This window comes from Nocardioides sp., assembly GCF_050699375.1.
Taxonomy (GTDB): domain Bacteria; phylum Actinomycetota; class Actinomycetes; order Propionibacteriales; family Nocardioidaceae; genus Nocardioides.
Genome location: NZ_JBOHDN010000063.1, coordinates 1 through 18,976 on the forward strand (window position 1 = coordinate 1; position 18,976 = coordinate 18,976).

Consider the following 18,976-nt stretch of genomic DNA (forward strand, 5'->3'; position numbering starts at 1 on the left):
GCCGCGCGCAGGATCCGCTCGTGGCGCGCCTTCTGCCCCGGAGAGCTCGGCTCCGCGGACGGTCTCGCTTCGGCGATCCTGGGCATTCTCTCCCCCTCTGACGACGTGTGCTGCTGAAGATACTGGCGAACTCACCGACAACCGGGGACCTGCGGTACCGATGAGTGGGAGTCAGACGAGGTTGTCCTCCACCGGGATGCCGAAGGCGCCGCGACCGTACATCGCCAGCGCGCGCTCGACGTCGTTGGCGACGTGCACACTGCCGGCGTGGGCGTCGCGCCACGCGCGCTCGATCGGGTTGCCGCGCTTGAGCGAGTTGCCGCCGGCAGTCTTGAAGAGGATGTCGACCGCCTGGAGGGCGCGCTCGGTGGCGCGCACCTGGTCGCGGCGGGTGCGCAGCCGTAGCTCCATCGGGATCTCCTCGCCGGCGACGGCGCAGTCGAGCAGTGCGCGGATGTTGCGGTCGAGCTGCAGGATCGCGGCGTCCGTCTCGGAGGCAGCGCGCGCAACGGCGACCTGGGCGAACGGGTCCTCGGCGAACCGGCCGCCACCGAGGCTGAGCCGGAGCCGGTCCCCCATCGTGGCGACGTACGCCGTCAGGCAGCCATCGACGACGCCGACGATCGGGGCCGTGATCGCGGTGGTGAAGATCGCGCCGAAGGGCAGCTTGTAGAGCGGACCCGGGTTCACCTTCTGGCCAGGGCCGCGCAGCTGTGAGTGCTCGTAGTTGCGCAGGATGCGATGGGCCGGCACGAACGCCTTCTCGACGACCAGGTCGTTGGAGCCGGTGCCCCGCAGGCCGATGACGTCCCAGACGTCGTCGATCTCGTAGTCGGCACGCGGCACCAGCACGGTCAAGAAGTCGACCGCCTTGCCCTTCTCCCCCATCACCAGGGCACCGAGGAGCGCCCACTCGGCGTGGTCGCAGCCGCTCGAGAAGCTCCAGCGGCCGGTGAGCTCGAACCCTCCGTCGACCTCGATGAGGCGGCCGACCGGTGCGTACGACGAACAGACCAGCGTGTCATGGTTCTGGCCCCAGACGTCGCGCTGCGCCTCGTCGGGGAACAGCCCCAGCTGCCACGGGTGCACACCGATCACCGACGTCACCCAGCCGGTCGAGGCGCACGCCCCGGAGATCGCCCGGATGACCTCGAAGAAGTCGACCGGGTCGGCCTCGAGGCCGCCGTACCTCGTCGGCTGGAGCATCCGGAAGACGCCCGCGGCCGTGAGTTCCTTGATCGTCTCGGCCGGCACGCGCCGGTCGTCGTCGGTGGTGCGGGCACGCTTGGCGATGCCGTGCAGAAGCGGTCGGACTGCCGCGAGGACGTCGTTGCTCATGGCCCCAGGATGCGCGCGGCCGAGCCGCTGTCCCGCGGCCACTACCGGTGAGTGGGACTTCGACCCATCCGTACCCGTCGAGCGACGGAAACTGCGACAAGTCCATCCCGCTGTCCAGGAATCGGAGAAGAACATGACCGGAGTCGACGAGGTCCGTCGGATCGAGACGGACGGTGCCCCGACGCGCTTCGCGCGAGGCTGGCACTGCCTGGGACTGGCCAAGGACTTCCGGGACGGGAAGCCGCACCAGGTCAAGGCGTTCGGCCAGGAGCTGGTCGTCTTCTCCGGCGAGAACGGCAAGCTCAACGTGCTCGACGCGTTCTGCCGGCACATGGGCGGAAACCTCTCGCAGGGCACGATCAAGGGCGACGAGATCGCCTGCCCGTTCCACGACTGGCGCTGGGGAGGCGACGGCAGGTGCAAGGCCATTCCGTACGGCCGGCGCGTGCCGCTCCGTGCACGGACTGCGTCGTGGCCGACACTCGAGCAGGACCACCTGCTCTTCGTCTGGAACGACCCGCAGGGCAACCCTCCCCCGGAGGACGTCACCATCCCCGTGATCGAGGGAGCGACGCGCGACGACTGGACCGACTGGGTCTGGTACACCACGGTCATCGAGGGCGCGCAGTGCCGCGAGATCGTCGACAACGTAGTGGACATGGCGCACTTCTTCTACGTGCACTACTCGTTCCCGACCTACTTCAAGAACGTCTTCGAGGGCCAGACCGCGCTCCAGCTCCAGAAGGGCGTCGGTCGCGAGGACGCCCGCCCGCAGGCCACGAAGAGCGGCGTCCCCAAGATGCTCGGCAACACCTCCGTCGCGGCGTACCACGGTCCGTCGTTCATGATCGACGACCTGACCTATCACTACGAGGACGGCGACGTCGACAGCGTCCTGATCAACTGCCACTACCCGATCTCCGAGAACTCCTTCGTGCTGCAGTACGGGATCATCGTGCAGAAGGCCGATCACCTCCCCGACCCCGACGCGATGGCCCGCAAGATGGGCGACTTCATCAAGATCGGCTTCGAGCAGGACGTCGCGATCTGGAAGACCAAGGCCCGGATCGACAACCCCTTGCTGTGCGAGGAGGACGGCCCCGTCTACCAGCTCCGTCGTTGGTACGAGCAGTTCTACGTCGACGTCGAGGACGTCACCGACGAGATGACCGAGCGCTTCGAGTTCGAGATCGACACCTCCCGGCCCAACGAGGCCTGGCGGGCCGAGGTCGAGGCCAACCTAGCGGCGCGCGCGTCGTCATGACCACCCACCGTCCCGCTCCGCGCCCCGACGTCCGACTGGACGACGGGGCGATGGAGCCGGTCACCTGCAGCACCTGCTCGGCCCGTGTCGAGGTCCGCAAGAGCAGCTGGGACCAGACCAGCATCCAGTGGCGCACCGAGGCGCTGAGCGCCTGCCTCGAGCGACGCGCCACCGAGCCGGGCAGCGGCCCCAACGGCGGCGTGTTCGCCGGCTGCTCCGCCCTCCACCTCTCGATTCGCGAGTCAGCCGTTCGCGGCGAGCTGCCCGTCCAGTCGGGCGAGCCGCTGCCGGTCAACCCCGAAGGAGCACCTCACTGATGCGCGAGAAGTACGGCCCCTGGGCGGTCATCGCCGGTGGCTCCGAGGGCGTGGGCGCCTCGTTCGCGCACCAGCTGGCGGACGCCGGTCTCAACCTCGTCCTCATCGCCCGTAAGGCGGGTCCCCTCGAGGCAACCGCTTCGGACGTACGCCGGCTTGGCGTCGAGGTCCGAACCCTCGCGCTCGACCTGCTCGATCCCGCGTCCGTGCCCGCGATCGTGTCGGCCACCTCGGACGTCGAAGTCGGACTCCTGATCTTCAACGCCGGCGCGAACAGCTACGGCCACGACTTCATCGACGGCTCGCTCGACGGCCATGCCGGCGTCATCGCCCTCAACATCACCGCGCAGCTCGCGCTCACCCACCACTTCGGCGGACTCATGAAGTCACGCGGCCGCGGCGGGATCATCCTCGTCGGCTCGCTTGCCGGCTACCTGGGCTCCGCACGGCAGAGCGTGTACGGCGCCGTGAAGGCCTTCAGCCGCGTCTTTGCAGAGGGCCTCTGGCTCGAGCTCCGCGACCACGGCGTCGACGTGCTCGAGCTCGTCCTCGGTGTGACCCGCACTCCGGCCATGGAGCGTGCCGGCCTCAACTTCGACATTCCCGGCCTCGACGTCGGTGAGCCGGACGACATCGCCCGTGAGGGCTTGGCGCACCTTTCCGACGGTCCGGTCTGGATCGCCGGGGGCAACGCCGACGCTGCGTCCAAGCGAAACGGGATGGACCGTACGCGGCTGGTGCTCGGCGCGCACGAGGCGATGACTCGCCTCCTGCCACCCCGGTGACGTCGATCTGAGGAGACTCGTCCGCCGTGCATATTCTGGGCTCACCGGTCCCAACCCTCGCTCTTCAATCAGGATCCGCCGGCCGGAGCACCGCGAAGTCCCCCAGCCGGATCCTCGTCTCGAAGGTGCGGCCGGCGAGCCGCCATTGACATCCTGCGCGGACCCACGCGTCGTCGTACTCCCCCATGCATTCGAAGAACGAGCCCACCATCGGGCCGGCGCCGACGTGATACACCCGGGCGTAGCTGAGGGATTGGGCCCGGTCGCCGTCGATCGAGACCCGGTGGTTGCCGAGCAGGTGCTGGGTCGGACCGCAGCCGCCGAGGTGCTCGGACATCACGGCTACGATCGCGTCGGGGCCGGTCCGGTGATAGGCCACGGCGTCGGGGGTGAGCAGGTCGCGGATCGCCGACCAGTCGCGCGCGTCGGTGGCGGCCGCGAACCGGGCCAGCGCATCGACGATCTCGTCGCGGGGGCTCATACTGCCGCAGACCGTCCGGCCCGGCGGCCGAAGAAGGTGCCGTCACCGAGCGACGTACCGCTGATGTAGCCCTCGCCGTGCATGCCCGACGAGGCCCGCCCGGCTGCGAAGAGCCCGGGGATCGGATCGCCGGCCAGCGAGAGAACCACTCCATCTACGGTCGTGTGCAGCCCGCCCAGGGTGAAGCCCGCGAAGCCCGTGCCGGACGGCGTGCTCTCGGTGGGGTGGAAGCCGCGCCGCGGGTCGACAGCAGCTAGGCCGCCGGTCAGCGGTCGCAGCCAGCGGGAGTCCTTGTGGAACAAGGGATCCTGGCCGTTCGCCGCTCCTTCGTTGTATGCCGCAACCGTAGCCTCGAGGGCTCCGCGCGGCAGGTCCAGGTCGACGGCGAGCTCCTCGACCGTCTCGGCCGCGAACGACGGCCGCACGCCCCACGCGTCCGCGACCGCGTCGAAGCCGGCCTCGTCGATCATCACCCAGCAGGGACCGGGCTGGTGCAGGGCCGCGTGGCTGTAGAGGCCCGGATAAACGTCCTCGTTGATGAACCGCTGTCCGAGGCCGTTGACCAGCATGCCGCGGCAGACCATCTCCGGGATGGCGGTGAAGGCCGCCTCGACCACCGACATCCGGCGAGTCGCCGCGCCGATCGAGGCGGCCATCGTGATGCCGCTGCCGTCGTCGAGTCCGTCGCTGACCTTGGCATGGCCGAGCAGGGAGGGCGCGTGGTCGGCCAGCATCTGCTCGTTGTCGACGAAGCCGCCCGTGGTGAGCACGACCGAGCGCGCCCGGAACGAGAGGTCGTCACCGTAGTGACGCGCGTTCACGCCCACCACTCGGCCGTCCTCGACGATCAGGGAGGTGGCGCGGGTGTCGACCTCGACCTCGACGCCGACGGACAGGGCGTGCGCGATCAGCGCGTTCATCACGACCTGGCCGGCGAGGTGTGGCGCGCGGCCGCGGTGTCCGCGGGGTGCGGGCTTGGCGATCTCGTTGAAGGGCCAGGCGTTCTCGCCCAGCCACATCAGGCCGTCGGTGGTCGGCGGCATCCAGGTCGGGCCTTCGAAGAAGCTCGGCTGGAAGTCGATGCCGCAGGAGACCAGCCAGTCGAAGTGGTCGACTGACCCGTCGCAGTAGTGCCGCAGCTTGGCGGGATCCGCGTGCGGGCCGAGGGCAGCGGACAGGAAGGCGTACATGTCGTCAGCGGTGTCGCTGAACCCGCAAGCCTGCTGCACCGACGTGCCCCCACCGAGGTAGATCTCGCCCCCGGACAGCGCGGCCGAGCCACCCGGGGCGCCGGCGCGCTCGAGCACCAGGACCGAGGCCCCGGCTGAGGTAGCCGCGATGGACGCCGCCGCGCCGGCGGCGCCGAAGCCGACGACCAGGACGTCGATCTCCTTCACGAGAACGCCGCCAGCGGCTCCGACCCAGACCAGTCGTGGCCCCAGTAGGAGTCGGCGGTGATCTCCTCGGCGGTGTAGTAGGTCTCGTCGACGATCAAGCCCTCGACGCCGTACTCCAAGTCCCAGCCGCCGGGGGCGCGGACATAGAACGAGACCATGTGGTCGTTGGTGTGGCGGCCAAGGGTGGAGGAGACCGAGAAGCCGGCTCGGTTCACGTTGTCGAGCGCGCGACCAACGGCGTCGAGCGAGTCGACCTCGACCATCAGGTGCACGAGCCCGGGCGGGTCGCCGTGCGGGGCGGGCACGACGGCGAGGCTGTGGTGGCGCTGGTTCACGCCCATGAAGCGGACTCGGCGCGGGGTCTCCGCCTCAGCCGGAGACTTGGAGCCCAGCCGGATCGCGCCGCGGGGAAGGAAGCCGAGCACCTCGGTGTAGAACTCGACCGTCTCGTTCATGGCGGTGGTCGGCAGGACGACGTGGCCCAGGCCCTGGTCGCCGGTGATGAACTTCTGCGCCAGGCCGGTGAGCAGTGGGCTGTGGTCGAGCCGGGGGCCGAAGAAGACCTCGACGGGCGTGCCGGCGGGGTCGTCGAAGGCAATCGCCGCCTCGACCCCGCGTTCGTCGCACTCGGTCTGGCCGAGCGCCTTGACCACGACGCCAGCTGCCTCGACGGCACGCCCGACCGCGGCCAGCCCGAACTGGTCGCGCACCTCCCAGCCGACGGCGAGCACGATGTCGGACTGGCCGGGGAGCACGATGAGCCGTGACTCCCGCTCGTCGACGCGTAGGTAGAGGCCTCCCTCCACCGGACCGCTCGTTTCCTGCATGCCGAGGCAGTCCACGGTCAGCTCGCGCCAGCGCGCGACGTCCTGGGACTGCACCTTGAGGTAGCCGAGGCCACGGATCTGCGTCATTGCGAGAATCTCCTTAGATCATCGAGAGCATCGGGCCGGGCGGTGGCACGACGTCGAGGTCGGTCAGCGCGGTCGCATGGAAAACCGAGCCGGGTACGTGGATCGCGTGCGCCAGGCCCATGTGTCCGTCGCGCCAGAACCGCTGGATCGGGTTGTCCATCCGCATGCCGTTGCCGCCGGAGCGCGCGACGACCTCGTCCATCGCGCGCACGGCTCGCCAGGCGGCCGCGACCTGCGTACGGCGAGAGGCGGCCCGCTCGTTGAACGTGATCGACTCCCCCGCGGCGACCTTGTCGAAGATCCTCGTCACGTTGTCGAGCAGGGCGGTGCGCGAGGCCTTGATCTCCTCGGCAGCGGCGGAGATCGCGAACAGCACGTACGGGTCGTCGGTCACCTTGGTGCCGGTCACCTGCACACGGGAGCGCTGGTAGGCCATGTGGTGGGCGAGCGCGCCCTCGGCGATGCCGATCACGGCGCTGGTGATGCCGAGCGGGAAGATCGTCGTGAACGGCACCGCGTAGGTCGGGTTGGTGCGACCCGAGGCCGCCAGCGCCGAGCCGTCCATCATCGTGCTGAAGGGGACGGCGCGCTCGGACGGGATGAACGCGTCCTTGACGATGACGTCCTTGGAGCCTGTGCCGCGCAGGCCGACGACGTCCCAGGAGTCCTCCACGATCGTGTAGTCCGACCGCGGCAGGATCACGTGATAGCTCTGCGGCGGCATCAGCCGTTCGCCGTTCTCGTCGCCGAGGAAGGCGCCGAGGAAGATCCACTGGCAGTGGTCGGTCCCGGACGAGAACTGCCAACGCCCGTTGAAGATGTACCCGCCATCGACCGGCTTCAGGATGCCCATCGGTGCGTACGGCGAGGCGATCCAGGTCTCGTCATCGGCGCCCCAGATCTGCTCCTGGACGCCGGCGTCGCACATCGCCATCTCCCACGGGTGTACGCCGACGATGCCGGCCACCCAGCCGGTCGCGCCGTCGAGGGAGGCGACCCTCATGACGGTCTCCGCGAAGTCGCGCGGGTGTGCCTCGGCGCCTCCGTACTCAGCGGGCTGCAGCATCTTGATGACGCCGGTGTCGCGCAGGATCTTGGCTGTCGAGTCGTCGAGCCGACCCAGCTTCTCGTTGGACTCACCGAGCGCAGCGAGCTCGTCGGCTCGTTCCTCGACAGCGTTCAGGGCGATGTTCATGACCCCGACGTTCGCAGCCATCGGACGTCCACGCGGGCTGACCTCCCGTTGAGCGGGACCCACATTCAGGCGTCGTAGGTGACCTTCAGCCGATCGGTGCGGGCGGTGGCCTGGCAGGCCAGGATCAGGCCGTCCGCGAGGTCGGTGGAGTCCAGGACCTCGTTGTGCTCGAGGTCGACCTCGCCCTCGAGCAGCACGCAGGCGCAGGCGCTGCAGGCGCCCTCACGACAGGAGAACGGTGCCTCGATCCCGGCCGCGAGCAGCACGTCGAGCAGCCGGTTGCCCTCGGGCCACGGCACGCTGTGGGTGTCGCCGTCGAGGGTCACCTCGACCGTGGCCGTCACAGCCCCTTCGTCAAGCACGACGTCGGGTTCATGGAACGGGTCGTTGTGCAGGGAGGTGAAGCGCTCGACGTGCACGTGCTCCGCCGGCACGCCGGCTTCCTGAAGTGTCGAGGCGACGAGGTCCATGAACGGTTCGGGTCCGCAGATGAAGGACTGGCGGCCCGGGTGCGCGGCGACGACCTCTGCGACGCGCGCGGCCGACGGCAGCCCGTCGACCGACTGCAACCAATGGATGACCGACAGCCGCTCGTCGTACACACCGGAGAGGGTCGCGAGCTCCTCGCGGAAGATCACCGAGTCCTCGTCTCGGTTCGCGTAGACGAGCGTCACCGATCCCGAGCCGGAGTGCAGCGCGGTCTTGAGGATGGACAGGACCGGCGTGATCCCAGAGCCCCCGGCGAACAGCAGGAAGTCATCGTCCAGGTGTTTCGGCGTGAAGGTGCCCGAGGGCTTGATCACGTCGAGGATCGTGCCGGCGACGACGTGGTCGCAGACCCAGTTGGAGGCGTAGCCGTCGACCGTCCGCTTGACGGTGACCTTGGCCTTCTCGTCGAGCGCCGGCGAGCTGCACAGCGAGTAGCAGCGCGCCGCCCCCTCCTCGCGATCGGTCGGGATGCTCAGGGTGAGGAACTGGCCGGGCCGGTAGGACAGCGTGCTGCCGTCCACCGGCTCGAGCACCAGCGAGTGGGCATCGGCGGTCTCGCGGACCACCTCGACCACGCGCATCTGGAGCGTCATGTCAGCACACCGGCCGCGTGGCGGACCGCGACGTACCCGAAGACGATGGACGGGCCGATGGTGGCGCCCGGGCCGGCGTACTCGTTCCCCATGATGGACGACGACGCGTTGCCGGTGACATAGAGGCCGTCGATGATCGAGCCGTCCTCGCGCAGCACACGGGCGTGCGCGTCGCTGACCAGGCCGCCCTTGGTGCCGAGGTCGCCGACATCGAGTCTGACCGCGTAGTAAGGGCCGGTGTCGATGGTGTCGAGGTTGGGGTTCTTCAGCGTCGGGTCGCCGTAGTAGCGGTCGTAGGCGCTGTTGCCGCGACCGTACTCGAGGTCCGCTCCGGTGCGGGCGAACTCGTTGAATCGCCTCACGGTGGCCGTCAACGCCTCGGTCGGCAGGCCGACCTGGCCCGCCAGCTCGTCCAACGTCTCGGCCCGAACGACCAGGCCGGCGTCATAGAACGACTTGGGGAACGGCTGCCCGGGCAGGATCTGCGCGAACGGGTAGCGGCGACGCGCCTTGGCGTCCATCACGAACCAAGCCGGCACGTGCTTGCCGGCGAGCTGGTCGTGGACGAAGTTCGTGTACGGCGACGACTCGTTGGTGAAGCGAGTGCCGTCCGAGGAGACGATGACCGAGCCGGGGATACAGCGTTCGGACACGAGCGGAATACTGGCGCCGCTCGGGTGCGTCACCGACGGCATCCACCACGCGTCGTCCATCAGGTCGACCGCGGCGCCGAGGCCGATCCCGGCGTTGATCCCGTCGCCGATGTTCTCGCGGGCGCCGAGGCTCAGATCCTCGCGGCCGCCCTCGGGCAGCCATTGGTTGCGCATCTCCTGGTTGTGGTCGAAGCCACCGCTCGCGATGAGCACGCCCCTGCGTCCGCGGATCCGCCGGGTGCTGCCGTCGCGGGTGACCTCGACGCCGGCCACACGGCCGTCCGCGACGACCAGGGAGGTCATCGGTGTCTCGAGCCACAGCGGGATGTCGGCGTCCTTGAGTGCCATCCGCAGCCGCGCCACCAGGGCACGTCCTCCGGTGGACATGTGCCGGCGAAGGATGAGATTGGACGCGACCCGCCACGCGGCAACGAGGCTTGAGCGACGCCCGCCCCACGTGCGCTTGACCATGGCGAGGTTCTTGTAGTCCTTCGCCGTGATCCAGAGGCCGAGGGGGCCCTTCATGCTGTTGGGGCGCTGGAACTTCTCGTCCTCCCCGAGCTTGCGCGTGTCGAACGGCACGGCCTCGATCGACCGGCCAAGCGGGCGACCGCCCTCGAGCTCGGGGTGGTAATCGGCGTACCCCTTGGTCCAGAGGAACTTCAGCCACTTGCTCTTCTCGAGCAGTGCCATCGCGTCGGGTCCGTGGTCGATGTACGCATCGAGGCGCTTCGGCTCGGCGCGATCACCGATCAGCTCGTCGAGGTAGGTCCGGATCGAATCGCGGGTGTCGTCGTGGCCGGCCCGGCGCAGAGTCGGGTTGTTGGGGACCCAGATGCCGCCACCGGAGATGCCGGTGGAGCCGCCGTACAGCTTCGCCTTCTCGAGCACGACGCAGCTGATGCCGAGGTCGTGCGCGGCAAGTGCAGCGGCCATCCCGCCGCCGCCGCTGCCGACGATGACGACGTCGAACTCGTCGTCCCATCCCCGGCTCATCGGTCGCCCCGCATCAGGAAGGCCAGCACGGTCGCTTCCCAGGCTTCCTTCTGCTCGATCATCACCCAGTGGCCACAGTTGGGGAACACATGAACCTCCACGTCAGGGATCGTCCGCATCGGCAGCAACGCCATGTCCATGGGACTGACCCGGTCGTCCCGGCCCCACGTGATAAGGGTCCGCGCCTTGATCTTGTGCAACATCGCCCAGTACGGAGGCACGTCGCTATCCGCACCGGCCGCGGCGCGCGCCGCCATCGCTGCACTGCCGTACATCCGGCGCGAGAAGTTGAGCGTCTCTGGCTGGGTGGCCTGCTCCCACCTGGTCTCGATCAGCTCGTCGGTGACCAGCGACTGGTCGAAGACCATCGAGCGCAGCCACTGGACGAGGCGCTCGCGCGTCGGGTCGTCGGTGAACTCCATCAGCAGGTTGATGCCTTCGCCGGGGAACGGGCTGAAGATGTTCTTGCCCATGCCGCCAATGGTGACCAGGCTGCGTACCCGGTCGGGGTGGTTGATCGCGAGCTGGGTCGCGATGATGCCGCCCATGGAGTTGCCGATGACGTCGACCTGGTCCAGGCCGAGTCCGTCGAGGAAGCTGATCACCGACTCCGGTGCCGCCATCATCGGGTGCTGGTCTGTCGGGTCGCTCACCCCGAAGCCGGGGAACTCGAGCACAAGGCAGCGGAAGTGCTGCGACAGCGAGGGCAGGTTTCCCTCGTAGTTGCGCCAGCCCGTCACTCCCGGGCCGGAGCCGTGGAGCAGCAGGAGCGGCGGGCCATCTCCCACGTCGTAGTACCTCAGCACACCGTTCTCGGTGTCCAGCTCCTTCAGCATCAGCGTCCTCTTCCTGGTCGGTCCACGGACCGTAGGCGGGCACGCGTCTCGCCGGCCCCGAGGCTCCCGGTCACCGAGACCTCGACAGGGGCGTTCGCCGTACGGACCTAACGTCGTGAGCATGAGCACCCCTGACCTGGTCGATCACCCGACCGCACCGACCCCTGACGAGCTGCGTCGCGCGATGGGCGCCTTCGCGTCCGGGGTGACGGTGGTGACCGGACTCGAGTCGGACGAGCCGATCGGCTTCGCCTGTCAGTCCTTCGCGTCGGTGTCGCTCGACCCGCCGCTGATCCTCTTCTGTGCGGACCACCGCGGCCGCGCTTGGCCCCGCATCCGCACCGCCGGCCGGTTCACCGTCAACGTGCTGGCCGAGGAGCAGGAGGACCTGTGTGCGCGGTTCGGGTCGAGCCGAGGCGTGAAGTTCGACGGCCTCGACTGGGACGTGTCCCGCTGGCGCACGCCCTCGTTGCGCGACGTCCTCCTGCGGGTCCATGCCGAGGTGTACGACGTCCATGTCGCGGGCGATCACGACGTGGCGCTCGGGCGGGTGCTCGAGGTGGAGCTGCTCGAGGACGAGCCGCCGATGATCTTCCACCGCGGCGGCTTCGGCGTGCAGACGACGTCGACGACGACCCTCGAAGAACCGAGCCTGTGGGGCTGGGGCGACCACTGGGGCTGAGCCCTGAGCGGGTCCGTCAGAACCAGCTGCCGGTCTGGCCGGCGACGACCAGGCGCTCCATCGTCGCCGGGGAGTAGTTCCTCTCCTGCGCCGTCGACATCCGGCGCGCCGTGCGGGGCTCGCGGGCCTGCGGGAAGAGCTCGAGCGAGACCCGGTGCGCAGCGTCGGCGACCAACGGGGCCACCTTCTCCAGCGGGGCGCGGGAGTCGCCGACCAGGGAGATGGCCGCGATCGGGCTCTCCAGCCCACGGATCGCGGACGCCACACAGGAGATCTGCGCGAAGCACTCCCCCCGCTCGAAGGCCACCCCGCGGCGTGAGCGGATCCGGTTGAGCTCGTGGTGGAGGAGCCCGAGGTCGCCGATCGTGACGTGTGTCTGCCGATCCAGCTGTGATGCGAAGCGCTCCTCGACCTCCTCCGGTTGGAGCCAGGCGAGCACCGCCTTGCCCAGGGCCGTGCAGTGCGCCGGGGCCCGGCCACCGACTCGCGACGGAACCGCGGCGGCGAAGCGGCCGCCGACCTTGTCGAGGTAGAGGACCTCCGCCTCGTCCAGGACCGCCAGGTGGACGACGAGGCCGGTCTGCACGCTGAGCTGGTGGAGCAACGGCGCCGCGGCCTGGCGTACCTCGGCATGGTCGTCGCCGCCTCCACCGAGGCTGAGCGACCGCTTGCCGAGGCAATAGCCGAAGGAGGTGTGGTCGAGCCACCGCAGCTTGACGAGCTGGTCGAGGATCCGGTGCGCCGTGGAGCGCGGCAGGTGCGTACGCCGGGCCACCTCCTCGAGCGTGAGGCGGGTGGAGCGAGCACCGAACTCGTCGAGGATCAGGGTCATCCGCTCCACCATGCTCGGCGGAAGTGCGGGAGGCGATTCGAGCTCCACGGTTGCCACGGACATGAGAACCTCCACGGGTGCAAAACTGAAATGAATTCTTGTTTTGACTGTAACAACGGTCACACTTCGACACCAGTCAAAACTAGAAGGAATTTCAGAATTTGCTCCCGGTAAGCGGGAGGGCGCTGGCCCCAGCCGACCGCCGACCGGTAGACACACGCCCATGCGCATCGGAATCGCCAGTCCCGTCGTCACCGCCGTGCCCGGCGCCCATTCCCCCTGGGAGACCAGCGCCGGGATCCAGGAGCTTGCCCGGATCGCCGAGGAGGCCGACCGGCTCGGTTTCCATCACCTGACGTGCAGCGAGCACGTCGCCGTACCCGAGGAGATTGCCGAGCAGCGCGGCGCGACCTACTGGGACCCGCTCGCGACCTTCGGCTTTCTCGCCGCCCGCACGACGCAGATCAGGTTCGCGACCCAGGTGCTGGTGCTCGGTTATCACCACCCCCTCGAGATCGTGAAGCGATACGGCACCCTCGACCAGGTCAGCGGCGGACGACTCGTCCTCGGCCTCGGCGTCGGCGGCCTCGAGGAGGAGTTCGCGCTGCTCGACGCTCCATTCGCCGATCGCGGCGCGCGAGCCGATGAGGCGATCGACGCGCTGCGCGGCTCACTCTCACAACGGGTGCCGTCGTTCCATGGCGACTTCTATGACTACGACGGCTTCGTCGTCGAGCCGCGCGCGCAGCAGGAGCGGATCCCGCTGTGGATCGGCGGCCGCACGCTCCGTTCGCTGCGGCGTGCCGCGTTGTACGGCGATGGCTGGGTGCCCTTCGGCCTCAAGCCCGACGAGCTGCACGCCCTGCTTGGCAAGGTGGAGCTGCCCGACGACTTCAACGTCGTGCTCAGCGCCGGTCGCCAGCTCGACCCGATCGGCGACCCGTCGCGGACCGAAGGCGTGCTGACCGGACTGGCCGCGGCCGGGGCGACCATCGCCGGCGTCGCGGTCGCAGCATCGTCCGCGAGCCACTACTGCGAGCAGCTCGCCGCGCTGGCGGTGCTTGGCGAGAAGGTCGGCTGATGACCGACCTTGCAGCCCTCGAGGCCCGCCTGCAGCGACTCGAGGACGAGGCGGCGATCGCCCGGCTCATCGCGTCCTACGGTCCACTCGTCGACGCGGGCTCCGCAGAGGCCGTCGCCGCACTGTGGGAACCCGACGGTGTCTACGACGTCGACGAGCTCGTGATGCACGGCCGCGACGAGATCGTGGCCATGGTCCAGTCGCCCAACCACCGGGGCTGGATCGCCGACGGCTGCGCCCACTTCGTCGGTCCGCCGGTCGTGACCGTGACTGGTGACGAAGCCTTGGCAGTCTGCCACTCGCTGATGATCGTCAACCAGGACGGGCAGTTCGTCGTACGTCGTGCTACCGCCAACCACTGGCAGCTCCGTCGCACCGGCGACTCGTGGCAGGTGACCGTGCGGACCAACCGCGTGCTCGACGGCCGGGCCGAGTCCCCCGGGCTGCTCGCCTCCGGCTTCCACACTTCGTGATCCAGCTCAGCGCAGGAGTTTCAGTGGTGGGTATATGTCTTCTCGGTCGTGCAGCTTTCAACCGGGTAAACAAAGAACTCCGCCTGTCCTGTTTGACCAGGTCAGGCGGAGTATTTGGCTCCCCGAGTTGGACTCGAACCAACAACCCTCCGCTATCTGCTCGGGCTGTTTGGCCTGACCTGTGCGCCGTCGCCCCTCACGGGTGCGGCATGATGTTCTCTTCTGCTGACTAGTTCCCTGACCTGCGCAAACCGCTGGCCTTACGGCCGAGTCGCCGTCGATCACGGGAGCCAAATGCGCCTCGCGACCTTGCTAGGGTACGCCCTCTTATGTGGGCTGATGCCCCCAAACCGTGACCAATTCCGTGACTCCGACATCGAACAATGGAAGGCGCTTTGCCGTGACTCCCGATATCCCACCTTCCGTCGATTGCCTTGCCGAGGAGTACGCCCGTCCGGAAGCGACTTTGTCGACATGCTACGCCCGATGCCATAGCACTATCGGCTCGACGACTAGATGCTTCCCGGAGTCCGCGCCGATGCCCTGGCCCGATGAACGAGGCGTGGGGTGAGGCAACGTACGGAGCCGCTTCTCAGGGCCCCGATCCAGAGTCCGGCTCCGTATGCGAGGTCGTCGAGGCGGCGGCCGAGGAGGGTCGTGGGTCGGATGTCGGTCTCGTGGAATGCGACAGCGGTGTCGACGATGAGCGCGGCGAGGACCATCCGACGGGCCGTTCGGCTGAATAGGCAGACGACCAGCGTGAGTGGCCACCAGTGGCGCAGCAGGAGCGCTGACTCCTGGCGCAGCGACCAGCCGAATCCTCGCACGGCCAGACGGGAGGCGAGGCCACGACAGTCGGGGACGTCTGGGAGAGCGTCCGCGACCACGTGGCTGCCCCAGGCCAGCGAGGCGAGCGCCGCGGGTGCCGACCACCAGCGGCCGACCAGGATCGCCGCGCCCGCAGCGGCCATGGCCGGGGAGAGCACGGCCGGGGCGATCGCTGAACCGTGGCGGCGTCCGAGCTCGGCGCCACCGGTGCCGTAGACGAGCTTGCGGCCGAGCCAGCCGCGTACGGTGCCGCGGACCTCGTGCAGGGCCTCGAGGTCGGGGGCGTAGCGGACCACGTGCCCGGCCTCGACCAGTCGCCAGACCAGGTCGACGTCCTCGCCCACGCGCAGGTCACCGGCGAACCCGCCGATCTCCTTCAGTGTCGTGGTGCGGGCCACCAGGCAGGCCGACGGCAGCCATCCGACGGCCGCGCCGGGGCGGACCGAGCACGCTCTGGTGCCTAGGGAGAGCGAGGAGGCTGCCATGTCGTGGCGTTCGAACCATGCCGGTCGAGACTTGTCGCTGTGCCCCCGCACCAGCGGCCCTACCAGTGCGACCCGAGGGTCCGCGAGATGACCGGCCAATTGCGCGAGCATTTCCGGGGTGGCGGTGACGTCGGAGTCGACGAAGGCGACGTAGGGCGTGGCGACCTGGGCGATTCCGGCGTTGCGGGCGCCGGCGGGTCCCAGGTTGTCGGTCAGTGCGAGGAGGGTGGCGCCGTGGCGGCGTACGACCTCCGCGACGGCGTCCGGGTCGCGGGAGGCGTCGTCGACGACGATGACGGCAAGCCCGCTCAGTGCGGCCAGGCAGCGGCCGAGGAGCTCGGGTCGGTCGTGGGCCGGGACGATGACGGTGAGCTCGGCCGGGTCGACGGGCACCAGACCCGCGGGGTCGGCGAGGTTGCCGTCGAGCAGGCGGCGTGCGATGAGGTCGGTGGTGGCATCGTGGGCCCGCACCTGCCGGCCGACCACGCGGTCGGCAGCCGTGGGCGCCAGGCGCATGGACCGCAACGGAGAGCCGCCGACCAGCGACAACCCACCGTTCGGCGTAGGCAATACGCGTACGTCATCGCGCACTCTCACCGTGAACCCGTGTGGCAGCGTCATCCGCCGAAGCCTCCGTCGGCGGCGATGACCGAGCCGTTGAGCACGGAGCCGGCGGGCGAGCATGCGTGGACGACGGTGGCGGCCACCTCGTCTGGCGTGAGCGGGCGGCGCAGGAGTTGGTGGGCGGCGAGGTCGTCGGTGCTGACCGAGTAGAGGTCGGCGGTCGCGGCGAGCATCGCGGTGTCGGTCGAACCGGGCGAGACCGCACAGGCGGTCACTCCTGTCCCGGTCAGGTCGGCAGCGAGGCCCTTCACCAGGCCGACGACGGCGTGCTTCGCGGCGGTGTAGGCGGCGAGGTGGAACAGTCCGCGCGAGCCCGCGGCGGAGGCGAGCGCGACGAACCGGCAGCCGCTGGGGTCCGGTCCGGCGAGCATCACCGGGACGGCTGCGGCTGCGGTGTTCCAGACCCCATCGACATCGATCTGCCACAACAGGTCGAGCGAGGCGTCCTCCCACAGGGGACGTCCGCCGGCGATCACGGCCGCGGCGGCGACGGCGATGTCGAGCCGCCCCCACCTCTTCTTCGCAGCATCGACCGCGGCGCTCAGAACCGCGGGATCGCGTACGTCACCGACGACCGATTCGACCCAGCCGCTCGGGAGCGAGGTGACGAGGGTGTCCAGGTCAGCCTTCGTGGCTTGCGGGTAGCCGGCCGGTGAGTCCTCGCCGGCGCACCAGTCGAGTGCGACGACGTGGACGCCGGCGGCCACCAGGCCGCGTACTGTGGCAGCGCCGATCCCGCGGGCCGCGCCGGTCACCAGCGCCACGCGTGCTTCCTCGTCTGTGCTCATCGCGCCATGGCGCCGATCTGGATGCGGTCGTAGGCGGCGAAGACCATCTCGGTGAGAATCCGCTTCCCGATCTCGGCGGTCGCACCGGTCGGGTCACCGAGCACGCCGTTGGCCGAGGCCGCCTCCACTCCACCGGCTCGCATGGCAGCCAACAGCTCACGCAGCGGACGGGTGTTGCCCGCGACGGCCTGCTTCAGGCGTACCCGTTCGGGGTCCAGGTGCAGCATCAAAGACGTCTCGGTGAGCCCGGCATGCGGGTCGGCGTAGGGCACCTGACAGGGCACCCATGCGACGTCGCGGCCCTCGGCGCGAAGCGTCCTGACCGCGGCCTCGACCCCTTCGACGTTGCCGCCGTGCCCGTTGACGAAGACCACCCGGGAGGCCCAGGTCGTCAGTGAACGTCCGAGCTCGACGACCAGAGCGGTCAGTGCGTCGGTGCCGATCGAGATGGTCCCGGGGAAGGACTGGTGCTCCCCGCTGGCACCGACCGGTACGGCCGGAGCGACCGAGGCGCCGGTGAGCGGGGCGAGCTCGTCGGCGACCGCCGTAGCGATCACGGTGTCCACGTCCAGGGGCAGGTGTGGGCCGTGCTGCTCGGTGGAGCCCAGGGGCACCAGGACGGTGCCGCCGGGCACGATCTGTGGCCAGGGGCGGTCAGCGAGGCTCACTGTCGGCCTTCAGCGTCGGGCGGCATGCCCAGGGCGAGCTCGAAACCGGCGGGGATCACCAGGTCGGCCGGGGTGAGGTCGTGGATCGAGGCCTTGCCCATGCCGAGGACCGCGGAGTCGAGGCCGTTGCGGAGGATGTCGAGGACGTTCTCGACACCGGCCTGGCCGTTGGCGCCCAGGCCCCACAGGTAGGCACGACCGACCATCACCGCACGCGCGCCCAAGGCGAGTGCCTTGGCGACGTCGGAGCCGCGGCGTACCCCACCGTCGAGGAGCACCTCGATCTGGTCGCCCACCGCGGTGGCGATCGCAGGCAGCACCCGGATCGTGGCCGGGGTGCCGTCGAGGTTGTTGCCGCCGTGGTTGGAGACCGAGATCGCATCCACACCCGCATCGACCGCACGCAGCGCGTCGTCGACCCGGCACACGCCCTTGAGCATGAACGGCTTGCCTCCACTCAGGTCCTTCCAGGTGGCCACCATCCAGGCCACGTCATCCCACGACGGCGGCGGTGTGGTCATCCACTCGTAGTAGGCACCGAAGAACGTGGGCGGCTCCCCCAGGCTGCCGTCGGCGGCGATCGGTGCCAGGTTGGGGGCGGTCAGGTCCGGGATGCCGCCGCTGCGGGCGTAGGCCGCGAGCCATCTGCCCCGGCTCATCACCTGGGGCGCGAACCTGAGCATCGCGTTGATGTCGACCTTCTCCGGGATCTCCGGGCTGCCCCAGTCACGGCCCATGGAGAAGGACCAGTCCAGGGTCGCGATCAGCGCCTTCGCACCTGCCGTGTGGGCGCGGTGCATTCGGCGGATCATCACCTCACGGTCGCCGGTCCAGTACATCTGGAAGAAGGTCGCCGGGTTGGCCTCGACGACCTCCTCGACCGCCTTGGAGGCGAAGTTGGACAGTCCCATGACCGTGCCCCTGGCCGCCGCGGCGCGGGCGACCGCGACCTCGCCGTCGGGGTGGACGGCCTGTACGCCGGTGGGCGAGATGATCACCGGGAACCCGATCTCCTGGCCCAGCACCGTGGTCGACAGCTCACGCTTGTCATGATGGCCAGCCACGTGCGGCGCGAGCCCGAGGTCGGCGAACGCCTGCTGGTTGTCCGCGATCGTCTGGCCACGTTCGGACCCGGCCAGCAGAGCCGCGTACACCGGCTTCGGCAGCCGCTTGCGGGCACGCTCTTGCGCTACCGCGACGGTCTCGAACCACGGGTTCTGCTTCCAGGGGTTCTTCCAGGCCATGTCTGTTCTCGCT

19 protein-coding genes are annotated in these 18,976 nt (G+C 69.3%); 6 read left to right on the plus strand and 13 right to left on the minus strand.

The annotated features are described in order from the left end of the window. Positions 1-171: 171 nt before the first annotated feature. On the minus strand, positions 172-1,338 hold the full coding sequence (hsaA, locus tag ACRDPS_RS03880) for a 3-hydroxy-9,10-secoandrosta-1,3,5(10)-triene-9,17-dione monooxygenase oxygenase subunit (RefSeq protein WP_431500306.1): 1,167 nt from the start codon (positions 1,336-1,338) through the stop codon (positions 172-174). A 133-nt stretch (positions 1,339-1,471) separates the two neighbouring features. Here hsaA and ACRDPS_RS03885 point away from each other — a divergent pair, with 133 nt between their 5' ends. From ACRDPS_RS03885 to ACRDPS_RS03895, 3 genes are read left to right on the plus strand one after another with little or no spacing between them, the layout of a single operon-like run. Next, the gene (locus ACRDPS_RS03885) at positions 1,472-2,602 is read left to right on the plus strand and encodes a Rieske 2Fe-2S domain-containing protein (RefSeq protein WP_431500307.1); all 1,131 of its coding nucleotides are present in this window, start codon (positions 1,472-1,474) and stop codon (positions 2,600-2,602) included. Continuing rightward, positions 2,599-2,919: a hypothetical protein gene (locus ACRDPS_RS03890; protein WP_431500308.1), complete on the plus strand. Its 321-nt coding sequence runs from the start codon at positions 2,599-2,601 to the stop codon at positions 2,917-2,919. The genes ACRDPS_RS03885 and ACRDPS_RS03890 overlap by 4 nt, the downstream gene beginning before the upstream one ends. After that, positions 2,919-3,704 (plus strand): SDR family NAD(P)-dependent oxidoreductase, encoded by a 786-nt coding sequence (locus tag ACRDPS_RS03895; protein WP_431500309.1) that lies wholly within the window; start codon positions 2,919-2,921, stop codon positions 3,702-3,704. The genes ACRDPS_RS03890 and ACRDPS_RS03895 overlap by 1 nt, the downstream gene beginning before the upstream one ends. Before the next feature lie 64 nt (positions 3,705-3,768). On the opposite strand, the gene ACRDPS_RS03900 is transcribed toward ACRDPS_RS03895, so the two are convergent. The 7 genes from ACRDPS_RS03900 to ACRDPS_RS03930 are packed head-to-tail and all read right to left on the minus strand — an operon-like array spanning position 3,769 to position 11,258. Continuing rightward, positions 3,769-4,185 (minus strand): nuclear transport factor 2 family protein, encoded by a 417-nt coding sequence (locus ACRDPS_RS03900; protein WP_431500310.1) that lies wholly within the window; start codon positions 4,183-4,185, stop codon positions 3,769-3,771. After that, positions 4,182-5,582 carry an FAD-dependent oxidoreductase gene (locus tag ACRDPS_RS03905; protein WP_431500311.1) on the minus strand — a complete coding sequence of 467 codons (1,401 nt, stop codon included), beginning with the start codon at positions 5,580-5,582 and terminating at the stop codon, positions 4,182-4,184. Before ACRDPS_RS03905 ends, ACRDPS_RS03900 begins: the two co-directional genes overlap by 4 nt. Then, complete coding sequence (locus ACRDPS_RS03910) at positions 5,579-6,496, minus strand: VOC family protein (RefSeq protein ID WP_431500312.1); 918 nt, start codon at positions 6,494-6,496, stop codon at positions 5,579-5,581. The genes ACRDPS_RS03905 and ACRDPS_RS03910 overlap by 4 nt, the downstream gene beginning before the upstream one ends. Positions 6,497-6,509: 13 nt before the next feature. After that, positions 6,510-7,712, minus strand: coding sequence for an acyl-CoA dehydrogenase family protein (locus tag ACRDPS_RS03915; protein ID WP_431500313.1), 1,203 nt, complete (start codon positions 7,710-7,712; stop codon positions 6,510-6,512). Positions 7,713-7,756: 44 nt separating this feature from the next. Continuing rightward, complete coding sequence (locus tag ACRDPS_RS03920; RefSeq protein ID WP_431500314.1) at positions 7,757-8,773, minus strand: 2Fe-2S iron-sulfur cluster-binding protein; 1,017 nt, start codon at positions 8,771-8,773, stop codon at positions 7,757-7,759. Further along, positions 8,770-10,422: an FAD-binding protein gene (locus tag ACRDPS_RS03925; protein ID WP_431500315.1), complete on the minus strand. Its 1,653-nt coding sequence runs from the start codon at positions 10,420-10,422 to the stop codon at positions 8,770-8,772. Before ACRDPS_RS03925 ends, ACRDPS_RS03920 begins: the two co-directional genes overlap by 4 nt. Next, positions 10,419-11,258: an alpha/beta fold hydrolase gene (locus ACRDPS_RS03930; RefSeq protein ID WP_431500316.1), complete on the minus strand. Its 840-nt coding sequence runs from the start codon at positions 11,256-11,258 to the stop codon at positions 10,419-10,421. The genes ACRDPS_RS03925 and ACRDPS_RS03930 overlap by 4 nt, the downstream gene beginning before the upstream one ends. Before the next feature lie 121 nt (positions 11,259-11,379). On the opposite strand from ACRDPS_RS03930, the gene ACRDPS_RS03935 reads away from it, so the two are divergent. Further along, a complete protein-coding gene (locus ACRDPS_RS03935; protein WP_431500317.1) occupies positions 11,380-11,940 on the plus strand; it encodes a flavin reductase family protein in 561 nt (186 codons plus the stop codon). A 16-nt stretch (positions 11,941-11,956) separates the two neighbouring features. Here ACRDPS_RS03935 and ACRDPS_RS03940 read toward each other — a convergent pair whose 3' ends face one another. After that, complete coding sequence (locus ACRDPS_RS03940; protein WP_431500318.1) at positions 11,957-12,835, minus strand: IclR family transcriptional regulator; 879 nt, start codon at positions 12,833-12,835, stop codon at positions 11,957-11,959. Positions 12,836-12,995: 160 nt separating this feature from the next. Between ACRDPS_RS03940 and ACRDPS_RS03945 the strand changes: the two genes are divergently transcribed. Both ACRDPS_RS03945 and ACRDPS_RS03950 read left to right on the plus strand, forming a co-directional pair. Beyond that, positions 12,996-13,853, plus strand: a complete 858-nt coding sequence (locus ACRDPS_RS03945) for a TIGR03619 family F420-dependent LLM class oxidoreductase (protein ID WP_431500319.1) — start codon at positions 12,996-12,998, stop codon at positions 13,851-13,853. Further along, positions 13,853-14,326, plus strand: a complete 474-nt coding sequence (locus tag ACRDPS_RS03950; protein WP_431500320.1) for a nuclear transport factor 2 family protein — start codon at positions 13,853-13,855, stop codon at positions 14,324-14,326. The genes ACRDPS_RS03945 and ACRDPS_RS03950 overlap by 1 nt, the downstream gene beginning before the upstream one ends. Positions 14,327-14,838: 512 nt before the next feature. Here ACRDPS_RS03950 and mftF read toward each other — a convergent pair. From mftF to mftD, 4 genes are read right to left on the minus strand one after another with little or no spacing between them, the layout of a single operon-like run. Further along, positions 14,839-16,260 (minus strand): mycofactocin biosynthesis glycosyltransferase MftF, encoded by a 1,422-nt coding sequence (gene mftF / locus ACRDPS_RS03955; RefSeq protein ID WP_431500321.1) that lies wholly within the window; start codon positions 16,258-16,260, stop codon positions 14,839-14,841. Beyond that, positions 16,257-17,051, minus strand: coding sequence for a mycofactocin-coupled SDR family oxidoreductase (locus ACRDPS_RS03960; protein WP_431500322.1), 795 nt, complete (start codon positions 17,049-17,051; stop codon positions 16,257-16,259). The genes mftF and ACRDPS_RS03960 overlap by 4 nt, the downstream gene beginning before the upstream one ends. Then, positions 17,048-17,719: a mycofactocin biosynthesis peptidyl-dipeptidase MftE gene (gene mftE / locus ACRDPS_RS03965; protein ID WP_431500323.1), complete on the minus strand. Its 672-nt coding sequence runs from the start codon at positions 17,717-17,719 to the stop codon at positions 17,048-17,050. Before mftE ends, ACRDPS_RS03960 begins: the two co-directional genes overlap by 4 nt. Beyond that, positions 17,716-18,963, minus strand: a complete 1,248-nt coding sequence (mftD, locus tag ACRDPS_RS03970; protein WP_431500324.1) for a pre-mycofactocin synthase MftD — start codon at positions 18,961-18,963, stop codon at positions 17,716-17,718. The genes mftE and mftD overlap by 4 nt, the downstream gene beginning before the upstream one ends. Positions 18,964-18,976: the final 13 nt, after the last annotated feature.